The following is a 13,012-nucleotide window of genomic DNA, read 5'->3' on the forward strand; positions in this document are numbered from 1 at the left end:
TAATCATGAATGTGATACTGCCAGTATGTTGCTGGCAGTTTTTTGATATATAACATATACCATACTTTTTGAGGTGAAAATTATGAGCGAAGAACTTAACGAACATATGCGTGTCCGCTTGGAAAAGATGCACAGTTACCGTGAACAAGGAATTGATCCCTTTGGTGATAAATTCGTTCGATCACATTTAGCGGACGAATTAAAAGAGAATTATGATCAGTTCTCTAAGGAAGAATTAGAAGAAAAGGGAATAGAAACAACTGTCGCTGGACGTATTATGACGAAGCGAGGAAAAGGGAAAGCCGGTTTCTCTCATATTCAGGATTTAAGTGGTCAGATCCAATTATACGTACGTAAGGATAGAATCGGAGAAGAAGCCTATGAAATATTTAAAACAGCGGATCTGGGAGATATCGTAGGTGTTACAGGAACGGTTTTTAAAACAAATGTAGGGGAACTTTCTGTTAAAGCAAACCAATTCACCATGCTGACAAAATCACTGCGCCCACTTCCTGAAAAGTTTCACGGGTTAAAAGACGTTGAACAACGATATCGTCAACGCTACTTAGATCTTATTACGAACATGGACAGCAAGAATACCTTTATACTTCGAAGTAAAATTATTCAATCTATGCGCCGTTATTTAGACGACAGAGGATTCTTAGAAGTAGAAACGCCAATGATGCATGGTATTGCTGGTGGTGCATCTGCACGTCCGTTCGAAACACATCACAACGCACTGGATATTCCATTGTATATGCGTATCGCGATTGAATTACATCTGAAACGATTAATTGTCGGTGGGATGGAGAAAGTCTATGAAATTGGCCGTGTATTCCGTAATGAGGGTGTTTCAACTCGACATAATCCAGAATTCACGATGATCGAACTCTATGAAGCATATGCTGACTATCATGATATCATGGAATTGGTAGAAAATATGGTAGCCCATATTGCGAAAGAAGTAACAGGTTCTGCTACAATTATGTATGGAGAAGAAGAAATTAATCTTGAGCCAAGCTGGACAAGACTCCATATGGTAGATGCAATTAAAGAATATACGGGTGTTGATTTCTGGAAGCAAATGACGGATGACGAAGCCAAAGCACTTGCAAAGGAACATGGTGTAGATATTGAAGATACCATGACATATGGACACATTGTGAATGAGTTCTTTGAACAAAAAGTAGAAGACAAGCTCATACAGCCAACCTTTGTGTATGGTCACCCGGTAGCTATATCTCCTCTTGCTAAAAAGAATAAAGAGGATGATCGTTTTACAGACAGATTTGAACTGTTCATTGTTGGAAGAGAACACGCGAATGCGTTCTCTGAATTAAATGATCCAGTTGACCAAAGAGAACGATTTGAAGCACAAGTAAAAGAGAAAGAACAAGGTAATGATGAAGCACATGAAATGGATGAAGATTTCTTAGAAGCATTAGAATACGGTATGCCGCCAACAGGTGGATTAGGAATCGGTATTGATCGGTTAGTGATGCTTTTGACGAATTCTCCTTCTATTAGAGATGTTTTACTCTTCCCGCAAATGCGTAACAAATAAGAAAAGCCCTCCTATATACTAGGAGGGTTTTTCATTACTACCAGTCTGGGTTTGAATGGTGTATAAAGCTATAATGAATATAAATTAAAAAAGTTATAAAACTATATTGACACATTTTAAATAGATATGGTATATTATTAAACGTCGCTGAAAACGACAGAACAATTTTATCTCTAACAACTTCTAATAGAAACATTAAAAAAGTTGTTGACATCAACTTCAAAAGTTGATATGATATAAAAGTTGTCGCAAAAAAGCGAAACAATTTCATCTCCTAAACAACTTTCAAAAAAGTTGTTGACATTGATTTTGAGAGATGATACAATATTAAAGCTGTCGAAAGAACAGCGAAACATTTTGATCTTTGAAAACTGAACAAAACAACCAGTATGAATTAATAAACAAGCTAGCTTATAGAAGCGAGCGCAAGTCAACTTTATTGAGAGTTTGATCTTGGCTCAGGACGAACGCTGGCGGCGTGCCTAATACATGCAAGTCGAGCGCGGGAAGCTAACTGAATCCTTCGGGAGGACGTTAGTGGAACGAGCGGCGGACGGGTGAGTAACACGTGGGCAACCTGCCTGTAAGACTGGGATAACCCCGGGAAACCGGGGCTAATACCGGATAACACATTGCTTCGCATGAAGGAATGTTGAAAGATGGCCTTTGGCTATCACTTACAGATGGGCCCGCGGCGCATTAGCTAGTTGGTGAGGTAACGGCTCACCAAGGCAACGATGCGTAGCCGACCTGAGAGGGTGATCGGCCACACTGGGACTGAGACACGGCCCAGACTCCTACGGGAGGCAGCAGTAGGGAATCTTCCGCAATGGACGAAAGTCTGACGGAGCAACGCCGCGTGAACGAAGAAGGTTTTCGGATCGTAAAGTTCTGTTGTTAGGGAAGAACAAGTGCCGTTCAAATAGGGCGGCACCTTGACGGTACCTATCGAGGAAGCCCCGGCTAACTACGTGCCAGCAGCCGCGGTAATACGTAGGGGGCAAGCGTTGTCCGGAATTATTGGGCGTAAAGCGCGCGTAGGCGGTTTCTTAAGTCTGATGTGAAATCTTGCGGCTCAACCGCAAGCGGTCATTGGAAACTGGGGAACTTGAGTGCAGAAGAGGAGAGTGGAATTCCACGTGTAGCGGTGAAATGCGTAGATATGTGGAGGAACACCAGTGGCGAAGGCGACTCTCTGGTCTGTAACTGACGCTGAGGTGCGAAAGCGTGGGGAGCGAACAGGATTAGATACCCTGGTAGTCCACGCCGTAAACGATGAGTGCTAGGTGTTAGGGGGTTTCCGCCCCTTAGTGCTGCAGTTAACGCATTAAGCACTCCGCCTGGGGAGTACGGCCGCAAGGCTGAAACTCAAAAGAATTGACGGGGGCCCGCACAAGCGGTGGAGCATGTGGTTTAATTCGAAGCAACGCGAAGAACCTTACCAGGTCTTGACATCTTCGGATGTCCCTAGAGATAGGGAGTTCCCTTCGGGGACCGAATGACAGGTGGTGCATGGTTGTCGTCAGCTCGTGTCGTGAGATGTTGGGTTAAGTCCCGCAACGAGCGCAACCCTTGATCTTAGTTGCCAGCATTAAGTTGGGCACTCTAAGGTGACTGCCGGTGACAAACCGGAGGAAGGTGGGGATGACGTCAAATCATCATGCCCCTTATGACCTGGGCTACACACGTGCTACAATGGATGGTACAGAGGGCAGCGAAACCGCGAGGTCAAGCAAATCCCATAAAACCATTCTCAGTTCGGATTGCAGGCTGCAACTCGCCTGCATGAAGCCGGAATCGCTAGTAATCGTGGATCAGCATGCCACGGTGAATACGTTCCCGGGCCTTGTACACACCGCCCGTCACACCACGAGAGTTGGCAACACCCGAAGTCGGTGGGGTAACCTTTGGAGCCAGCCGCCGAAGGTGGGGCCAATGATTGGGGTGAAGTCGTAACAAGGTAGCCGTATCGGAAGGTGCGGCTGGATCACCTCCTTTCTAAGGATTATAGGAACACCTTTTACAAGGTGACAAAATCATACTTGGTTGTTTGGTTCAGTTTTGAGAGATCAATTCTCTCTTGAACTTGTACCTTGAAAACTAGATAAGAATAATCAGGACGTGGAAGCAACTGCTGGTCAGCTGTGGAAACGAAACTGATGACAAGACATCAAACAATAACCAACGACTTTTTCATTGAAGTAAAGTAAGTATAGTTAAGTGAAGAAGGGCGCACGGTGGATGCCTTGGCACTAGGAGCCGATGAAGGACGGGACAAACACCGATATGTCTCGGGGAGCCGTACGTAGGCGTTGATCCGAGAATTTCCGAATGGGGAAACCCTCTGCTCGTCATGGAGTAGAACATTTATCTGAATCCATAGGATAAATGAGGCAGACCCGGGGAACTGAAACATCTCAGTACCCGGAGGAAGAGAAAGCAAACGCGATTTCCCGAGTAGCGGCGAGCGAAACGGAATTAGCCCAAACCAAAAAGCTTGCTTTTTGGGGTTGTAGGACACTCCTTTGGAGTTACAAAGAAATACATTAGACGAAGTGGTCTGGAAAGGCCTATCACAGAAGGTAACAATCCTGTAGTCGAAAATGTATTTCCTCCGGAGTGGATCCTGAGTACGGCGGAACACGTGAAATTCCGTCGGAATCCGGGAGGACCATCTCCCAAGGCTAAATACTCCCTAGTGACCGATAGTGAACCAGTACCGTGAGGGAAAGGTGAAAAGCACCCCGGGAGGGGAGTGAAATAGTACCTGAAACCGTGTGCCTACAAGTAGTCGGAGCCCTTTTATGGGTGACGGCGTACCTTTTGTAGAATGGACCGGCGAGTTACGATCCCCTGCAAGGTTAAGTGGAAGACACGGAGCCGCAGCGAAAGCGAGTCTGAATAGGGCGTTTTAGTAGGTGGTCGTAGACCCGAAACCGTGTGATCTACCCATGTCCAGGGTGAAGGTCAGGTAACACTGACTGGAGGCCCGAACCCACGCACGTTGAAAAGTGCGGGGATGAGGTGTGGGTAGGGGTGAAATGCCAATCGAACACGGAGATAGCTGGTTCTCTCCGAAATAGCTTTAGGGCTAGCCTCAAGGCATGTATGTTGGAGGTAGAGCACTGATTGGACTAGGGGCCCTTACCGGGTTACCGAATTCAGTCAAACTCCGAATGCCAATCATATTACCTTGGGAGTCAGACTATGGGTGATAAGGTTCATAGTCGAAAGGGAAACAGCCCAGACCGTCAGCTAAGGTCCCAAAGTATACGTTAAGTGGAAAAGGATGTGGCGTTGCACAGACAACCAGGATGTTGGCTTAGAAGCAGCCATCATTTAAAGAGTGCGTAATAGCTCACTGGTCGAGTGACGCTGCGCCGAAAATATACCGGGGCTAAACGTATCACCGAAGCTACGGATTGATCTGCGATCAATGGTAGGAGAGCGTTCTAAGTGCAGTGAAGTCAGACCGTGAGGACTGGTGGAGCGCATAGAAGTGAGAATGCCGGTATGAGTAGCGAAAAAGAAGTGAGAATCTTCTTCACCGAATGCCTAAGGTTTCCTGAGGAAGGCTCGTCCGCTCAGGGTTAGTCGGGGCCTAAGCCGAGGCCGAAAGGCGTAGGCGATGGACAACAGGTTGATATTCCTGTACCACCCAATTCCGTTTTGAGTGATGGGGGGACGCAGAAGGATAAGGAATGCGCACCATTGGATGTGTGCGTTGAAGCAGTAAGTGAGTCAGATAGGCAAATCCGTCTGGCAATCACAAGCTGTGATCAGGAGGGAAATATAGTACCGAAGTTCCGGATTTCACGCTGCCAAGAAAAGCCTCTAGCAAGGAAAAGGGTGCCCGTACCGCAAACCGACACAGGTAGGCGAGGAGAGAATCCTAAGGTGATCGGGAGAACTCTCGTTAAGGAACTCGGCAAAATGACCCCGTAACTTCGGGAGAAGGGGTGCTTCTTTTGCGAGAAGCCGCAGTGAAAAGGCCCAAGCGACTGTTTAGCAAAAACACAGGTCTCTGCGAAGCCGTAAGGCGAAGTATAGGGGCTGACACCTGCCCGGTGCTGGAAGGTTAAGGGGATGCGTTAGCATTAGCGAAGCGTTGAACCGAAGCCCCAGTAAACGGCGGCCGTAACTATAACGGTCCTAAGGTAGCGAAATTCCTTGTCGGGTAAGTTCCGACCCGCACGAAAGGTGCAACGACTTGGGCACTGTCTCAACGAGAGACCCGGTGAAATTATACTATGCGTGAAGATGCGCATTACCCGCGACAGGACGGAAAGACCCCGTGGAGCTTTACTGTAGCCTGATATTGAATGTTGGTACAGCTTGTACAGGATAGGTGGGAGCCTGAGAAACGTGAGCGCTAGCTTACGTGGAGGCGCCGGTGGGATACCACCCTGGCTGTATTGACCTTCTAACCCAGAACCGTGATCCGGTTCGGAGACAGTGTCAGGTGGGCAGTTTGACTGGGGCGGTCGCCTCCTAAAATGTAACGGAGGCGCCCAAAGGTTCCCTCAGAATGGTTGGAAATCATTCGCAGAGTGCAAAGGCAGAAGGGAGCTTGACTGCGAGACCTACAAGTCGAGCAGGGACGAAAGTCGGGCTTAGTGATCCGGCGGTACCGAATGGAAGGGCCGTCGCTCAACGGATAAAAGCTACCCCGGGGATAACAGGCTTATCTCCCCCAAGAGTCCACATCGACGGGGAGGTTTGGCACCTCGATGTCGGCTCATCGCATCCTGGGGCTGTAGTCGGTCCCAAGGGTTGGGCTGTTCGCCCATTAAAGCGGTACGCGAGCTGGGTTCAGAACGTCGTGAGACAGTTCGGTCCCTATCCGTCGTGGGCGTTGGAAGTTTGAGAGGAGCTGTCCTTAGTACGAGAGGACCGGGATGGACACACCGCTGGTGCACCAGTTGTTCTGCCAAGAGCATCGCTGGGTAGCTACGTGTGGAAGGGATAAGTGCTGAAAGCATCTAAGCATGAAGCCCCCCTCAAGATGAGACTTCCCATCACATAAGTGAGTAAGATCCCTCAGAGACGATGAGGTTGATAGGTTCGAGGTGGAAGCATGGTGACATGTGAAGCTGACGAATACTAATAGATCGAGGACTTATCTATATAACATGTTTCAACGGTGTTGTTGATGTCAATATCTTATCTAGTTTTCAGGGTATATAAAAAAATACAAAAAACTCTTGCATTTAACATGCATTGTGAGTTATAATGTATCTTGTCCTTGAAAAAAGAGTCTGGTAGCGATAGCGAAGAGGTCACACCTGTTCCCATGCCGAACACAGCAGTTAAGCTCTTCAGCGCCCATGGTAGTTGGGGCTCGCGCCCCTGCAAGAGTAGGACGTTGCCAGGCATACATAGGAGGATTAGCTCAGCTGGGAGAGCACTTGCCTTACAAGCAAGGGGTCGCAGGTTCGAGCCCTGCATCCTCCACCATTAGCCGGTCTAGCTCAATTGGTAGAGCAACTGACTTGTAATCAGTAGGTTGGGGGTTCAAGTCCTCTGGCCGGCACCACTCATCTTAGAGCCATTAGCTCAGCTGGCAGAGCATCTGACTTTTAATCAGAGGGTCGGAGGTTCGAATCCTCCATGGCTCACCATTTATTTATGCGGGTGTGGCGGAATTGGCAGACGCGCTAGACTTAGGATCTAGTGTCTCTCGACGTGGGGGTTCAAGTCCCTCCACCCGCACCATACAATAACTTTATATTTATGCGGAAGTAGTTCAGTGGTAGAACACCACCTTGCCAAGGTGGGGGTCGCGGGTTCGAATCCCGTCTTCCGCTCCAGGATTTTTAATCGCTAGTTTGCCAGGTGATTAAAATGTATTTCCTTGCCGGGGTGGCGGAATTGGCAGACGCACAGGACTTAAAATCCTGCGGTGGGTTTCCACCGTGCCGGTTCGAGTCCGGCCCTCGGCACCACGTATAGCGCCCGTAGCTCAATTGGATAGAGCGTTTGACTACGGATCAAGAGGTTAGGGGTTCGACTCCTCTCGGGCGCGCCATTATCGGGAAGTAGCTCAGCTTGGTAGAGCACTTGGTTTGGGACCAAGGGGTCGCAGGTTCAAATCCTGTCTTCCCGACCATTAATGACATTATTTTGTGGGGCCTTAGCTCAGCTGGGAGAGCGCCTGCTTTGCACGCAGGAGGTCAGCGGTTCGATCCCGCTAGGCTCCACCATTTTTATACATTTGATCTTTGAAAACTGAACAAAACAACCAGTATGAATTAATAAACAAGCTAGCTTATAGAAGCGAGCGCAAGTCAACTTTATTGAGAGTTTGATCTTGGCTCAGGACGAACGCTGGCGGCGTGCCTAATACATGCAAGTCGAGCGCGGGAAGCTAACTGAATCCTTCGGGAGGACGTTAGTGGAACGAGCGGCGGACGGGTGAGTAACACGTGGGCAACCTGCCTGTAAGACTGGGATAACCCCGGGAAACCGGGGCTAATACCGGATAACACATTGCTTCGCATGAAGGAATGTTGAAAGATGGCCTTTGGCTATCACTTACAGATGGGCCCGCGGCGCATTAGCTAGTTGGTGAGGTAACGGCTCACCAAGGCAACGATGCGTAGCCGACCTGAGAGGGTGATCGGCCACACTGGGACTGAGACACGGCCCAGACTCCTACGGGAGGCAGCAGTAGGGAATCTTCCGCAATGGACGAAAGTCTGACGGAGCAACGCCGCGTGAACGAAGAAGGTTTTCGGATCGTAAAGTTCTGTTGTTAGGGAAGAACAAGTGCCGTTCAAATAGGGCGGCACCTTGACGGTACCTATCGAGGAAGCCCCGGCTAACTACGTGCCAGCAGCCGCGGTAATACGTAGGGGGCAAGCGTTGTCCGGAATTATTGGGCGTAAAGCGCGCGTAGGCGGTTTCTTAAGTCTGATGTGAAATCTTGCGGCTCAACCGCAAGCGGTCATTGGAAACTGGGGAACTTGAGTGCAGAAGAGGAGAGTGGAATTCCACGTGTAGCGGTGAAATGCGTAGATATGTGGAGGAACACCAGTGGCGAAGGCGACTCTCTGGTCTGTAACTGACGCTGAGGTGCGAAAGCGTGGGGAGCGAACAGGATTAGATACCCTGGTAGTCCACGCCGTAAACGATGAGTGCTAGGTGTTAGGGGGTTTCCGCCCCTTAGTGCTGCAGTTAACGCATTAAGCACTCCGCCTGGGGAGTACGGCCGCAAGGCTGAAACTCAAAAGAATTGACGGGGGCCCGCACAAGCGGTGGAGCATGTGGTTTAATTCGAAGCAACGCGAAGAACCTTACCAGGTCTTGACATCTTCGGATGTCCCTAGAGATAGGGAGTTCCCTTCGGGGACCGAATGACAGGTGGTGCATGGTTGTCGTCAGCTCGTGTCGTGAGATGTTGGGTTAAGTCCCGCAACGAGCGCAACCCTTGATCTTAGTTGCCAGCATTAAGTTGGGCACTCTAAGGTGACTGCCGGTGACAAACCGGAGGAAGGTGGGGATGACGTCAAATCATCATGCCCCTTATGACCTGGGCTACACACGTGCTACAATGGATGGTACAGAGGGCAGCGAAACCGCGAGGTCAAGCAAATCCCATAAAACCATTCTCAGTTCGGATTGCAGGCTGCAACTCGCCTGCATGAAGCCGGAATCGCTAGTAATCGTGGATCAGCATGCCACGGTGAATACGTTCCCGGGCCTTGTACACACCGCCCGTCACACCACGAGAGTTGGCAACACCCGAAGTCGGTGGGGTAACCTTTGGAGCCAGCCGCCGAAGGTGGGGCCAATGATTGGGGTGAAGTCGTAACAAGGTAGCCGTATCGGAAGGTGCGGCTGGATCACCTCCTTTCTAAGGATTATAGGAACACCTTTTACAAGGTGACAAAATCATACTTGGTTGTTTGGTTCAGTTTTGAGAGATCAATTCTCTCTTGAACTTGTACCTTGAAAACTAGATAAGAATAATCAGGACGTGGAAGCAACTGCTGGTCAGCTGTGGAAACGAAACTGATGACAAGACATCAAACAATAACCAACGACTTTTTCATTGAAGTAAAGTAAGTATAGTTAAGTGAAGAAGGGCGCACGGTGGATGCCTTGGCACTAGGAGCCGATGAAGGACGGGACAAACACCGATATGTCTCGGGGAGCCGTACGTAGGCGTTGATCCGAGAATTTCCGAATGGGGAAACCCTCTGCTCGTCATGGAGTAGAACATTTATCTGAATCCATAGGATAAATGAGGCAGACCCGGGGAACTGAAACATCTCAGTACCCGGAGGAAGAGAAAGCAAACGCGATTTCCCGAGTAGCGGCGAGCGAAACGGAATTAGCCCAAACCAAAAAGCTTGCTTTTTGGGGTTGTAGGACACTCCTTTGGAGTTACAAAGAAATACATTAGACGAAGTGGTCTGGAAAGGCCCATCACAGAAGGTAACAATCCTGTAGTCGAAAATCTGTTTCCTCCGGAGTGGATCCTGAGTACGGCGGAACACGTGAAATTCCGTCGGAATCCGGGAGGACCATCTCCCAAGGCTAAATACTCCCTAGTGACCGATAGTGAACCAGTACCGTGAGGGAAAGGTGAAAAGCACCCCGGGAGGGGAGTGAAATAGTACCTGAAACCGTGTGCCTACAAGTAGTCGGAGCCCTTTTATGGGTGACGGCGTACCTTTTGTAGAATGGACCGGCGAGTTACGATCCCCTGCAAGGTTAAGTGGAAGACACGGAGCCGCAGCGAAAGCGAGTCTGAATAGGGCGTTTTAGTAGGTGGTCGTAGACCCGAAACCGTGTGATCTACCCATGTCCAGGGTGAAGGTCAGGTAACACTGACTGGAGGCCCGAACCCACGCACGTTGAAAAGTGCGGGGATGAGGTGTGGGTAGGGGTGAAATGCCAATCGAACACGGAGATAGCTGGTTCTCTCCGAAATAGCTTTAGGGCTAGCCTCAAGGCATGTATGTTGGAGGTAGAGCACTGATTGGACTAGGGGCCCTTACCGGGTTACCGAATTCAGTCAAACTCCGAATGCCAATCATATTACCTTGGGAGTCAGACTATGGGTGATAAGGTTCATAGTCGAAAGGGAAACAGCCCAGACCGTCAGCTAAGGTCCCAAAGTATACGTTAAGTGGAAAAGGATGTGGCGTTGCACAGACAACCAGGATGTTGGCTTAGAAGCAGCCATCATTTAAAGAGTGCGTAATAGCTCACTGGTCGAGTGACGCTGCGCCGAAAATATACCGGGGCTAAACGTATCACCGAAGCTACGGATTGATCTGCGATCAATGGTAGGAGAGCGTTCTAAGTGCAGTGAAGTCAGACCGTGAGGACTGGTGGAGCGCATAGAAGTGAGAATGCCGGTATGAGTAGCGAAAAAGAAGTGAGAATCTTCTTCACCGAATGCCTAAGGTTTCCTGAGGAAGGCTCGTCCGCTCAGGGTTAGTCGGGGCCTAAGCCGAGGCCGAAAGGCGTAGGCGATGGACAACAGGTTGATATTCCTGTACCACCCAATTCCGTTTTGAGTGATGGGGGGACGCAGAAGGATAAGGAATGCGCACCATTGGATGTGTGCGTTGAAGCAGTAAGTGAGTCAGATAGGCAAATCCGTCTGGCAATCACAAGCTGTGATCAGGAGGGAAATATAGTACCGAAGTTCCGGATTTCACGCTGCCAAGAAAAGCCTCTAGCAAGGAAAAGGGTGCCCGTACCGCAAACCGACACAGGTAGGCGAGGAGAGAATCCTAAGGTGATCGGGAGAACTCTCGTTAAGGAACTCGGCAAAATGACCCCGTAACTTCGGGAGAAGGGGTGCTTCTTTTGCGAGAAGCCGCAGTGAAAAGGCCCAAGCGACTGTTTAGCAAAAACACAGGTCTCTGCGAAGCCGTAAGGCGAAGTATAGGGGCTGACACCTGCCCGGTGCTGGAAGGTTAAGGGGATGCGTTAGCATTAGCGAAGCGTTGAACCGAAGCCCCAGTAAACGGCGGCCGTAACTATAACGGTCCTAAGGTAGCGAAATTCCTTGTCGGGTAAGTTCCGACCCGCACGAAAGGTGCAACGACTTGGGCACTGTCTCAACGAGAGACCCGGTGAAATTATACTATGCGTGAAGATGCGCATTACCCGCGACAGGACGGAAAGACCCCGTGGAGCTTTACTGTAGCCTGATATTGAATGTTGGTACAGCTTGTACAGGATAGGTGGGAGCCTGAGAAACGTGAGCGCTAGCTTACGTGGAGGCGCCGGTGGGATACCACCCTGGCTGTATTGACCTTCTAACCCAGAACCGTGATCCGGTTCGGAGACAGTGTCAGGTGGGCAGTTTGACTGGGGCGGTCGCCTCCTAAAATGTAACGGAGGCGCCCAAAGGTTCCCTCAGAATGGTTGGAAATCATTCGCAGAGTGCAAAGGCAGAAGGGAGCTTGACTGCGAGACCTACAAGTCGAGCAGGGACGAAAGTCGGGCTTAGTGATCCGGCGGTACCGAATGGAAGGGCCGTCGCTCAACGGATAAAAGCTACCCCGGGGATAACAGGCTTATCTCCCCAAGAGTCCACATCGACGGGGAGGTTTGGCACCTCGATGTCGGCTCATCGCATCCTGGGGCTGTAGTCGGTCCCAAGGGTTGGGCTGTTCGCCCATTAAAGCGGTACGCGAGCTGGGTTCAGAACGTCGTGAGACAGTTCGGTCCCTATCCGTCGTGGGCGTTGGAAGTTTGAGAGGAGCTGTCCTTAGTACGAGAGGACCGGGATGGACACACCGCTGGTGCACCAGTTGTTCTGCCAAGAGCATCGCTGGGTAGCTACGTGTGGAAGGGATAAGTGCTGAAAGCATCTAAGCATGAAGCCCCCCTCAAGATGAGACTTCCCATCACATAAGTGAGTAAGATCCCTCAGAGACGATGAGGTTGATAGGTTCGAGGTGGAAGCATGGTGACATGTGAAGCTGACGAATACTAATAGATCGAGGACTTATCTATATAACATGTTTCAACGGTGTTGTTGATGTCAATATCTTATCTAGTTTTCAGGGTGCAACCCTAAAATACAATAGTCTGGTAGCGATAGCGAAGAGGTCACACCTGTTCCCATGCCGAACACAGCAGTTAAGCTCTTCAGCGCCCATGGTAGTTGGGGCTCGCGCCCCTGCAAGAGTAGGACGTTGCCAGGCAAAGCCAAAACATCTCAGTCAAAGAACTGAGGTGTTTTTTTGTGCTGTAGGAAAATATAAAAAATCAGCAATAAAGAAGCGCGACGTAGTGAATGTAACAAGTATAAGAAAAACTTCGGCACTTGCTAATGAACGAAGCGAATGTCGAGTTTTTCTAATCATTCAAGAAAGTATAAAAGTGCAGTCACGGCAGTAATCATATGGATAATGTAAACTACGGCTGTATATCAGATTGGCCATTTTGATATATTTTATCTGCTTAGCAAAGCTCCGG

At 49.4% G+C, this 13,012-nt stretch carries 1 protein-coding gene, 9 tRNA genes and 6 rRNA genes; all 16 read left to right on the forward strand.

Annotated elements, in window-relative coordinates; translation table 11 throughout:
• Positions 1-82 precede the first annotated feature (82 nt).
• The 16 genes from lysS to rrf (MUN87_RS14185) all read left to right on the forward strand — a co-directional run bounded on the left by lysS (position 83) and on the right by rrf (MUN87_RS14185) (position 12,738).
• Positions 83-1,564, forward strand: a complete 1,482-nt coding sequence (gene lysS / locus MUN87_RS14110; protein ID WP_244741132.1) for a lysine--tRNA ligase — start codon at positions 83-85, stop codon at positions 1,562-1,564.
• Between the two features lie 435 nt (positions 1,565-1,999).
• Positions 2,000-3,562: ribosomal RNA gene (locus MUN87_RS14115) — 16S ribosomal RNA — on the forward strand.
• A 216-nt stretch (positions 3,563-3,778) separates the two neighbouring features.
• Positions 3,779-6,691 (forward strand): 23S ribosomal RNA (locus MUN87_RS14120).
• A 130-nt stretch (positions 6,692-6,821) separates the two neighbouring features.
• Positions 6,822-6,938, forward strand: a 5S ribosomal RNA gene (gene rrf, locus MUN87_RS14125).
• Positions 6,939-6,945: 7 nt separating this feature from the next.
• A tRNA-Val gene (locus MUN87_RS14130) sits at positions 6,946-7,021 on the forward strand.
• 3 nt (positions 7,022-7,024) lie between these two features.
• Positions 7,025-7,100, forward strand: a tRNA-Thr gene (locus tag MUN87_RS14135).
• A 9-nt stretch (positions 7,101-7,109) separates the two neighbouring features.
• Positions 7,110-7,185, forward strand: a tRNA-Lys gene (locus tag MUN87_RS14140).
• A 9-nt stretch (positions 7,186-7,194) separates the two neighbouring features.
• Positions 7,195-7,279 (forward strand) — tRNA-Leu (locus tag MUN87_RS14145).
• 20 nt (positions 7,280-7,299) lie between these two features.
• Positions 7,300-7,374: transfer RNA gene (locus MUN87_RS14150), tRNA-Gly, on the forward strand.
• A gap of 46 nt (positions 7,375-7,420) precedes the next feature.
• A tRNA-Leu gene (locus MUN87_RS14155) sits at positions 7,421-7,509 on the forward strand.
• Between the two features lie 6 nt (positions 7,510-7,515).
• Positions 7,516-7,592, forward strand: a tRNA-Arg gene (locus MUN87_RS14160).
• A 4-nt stretch (positions 7,593-7,596) separates the two neighbouring features.
• Positions 7,597-7,673: transfer RNA gene (locus tag MUN87_RS14165), tRNA-Pro, on the forward strand.
• Between the two features lie 18 nt (positions 7,674-7,691).
• A tRNA-Ala gene (locus tag MUN87_RS14170) sits at positions 7,692-7,767 on the forward strand.
• Positions 7,768-7,856: 89 nt separating this feature from the next.
• Positions 7,857-9,419, forward strand: a 16S ribosomal RNA gene (locus MUN87_RS14175).
• A 216-nt stretch (positions 9,420-9,635) separates the two neighbouring features.
• A 23S ribosomal RNA gene (locus tag MUN87_RS14180) occupies positions 9,636-12,547 on the forward strand.
• A gap of 74 nt (positions 12,548-12,621) precedes the next feature.
• Positions 12,622-12,738 (forward strand): 5S ribosomal RNA (rrf, locus tag MUN87_RS14185).
• The 16S, 23S and 5S rRNA genes sit together here with 9 tRNA genes alongside, the layout of an rRNA operon.
• Positions 12,739-13,012: the final 274 nt, after the last annotated feature.

Source organism: Gracilibacillus salinarum, from assembly GCF_022919575.1.
Lineage (GTDB): Bacteria > Bacillota > Bacilli > Bacillales > Amphibacillaceae > Gracilibacillus > Gracilibacillus salinarum.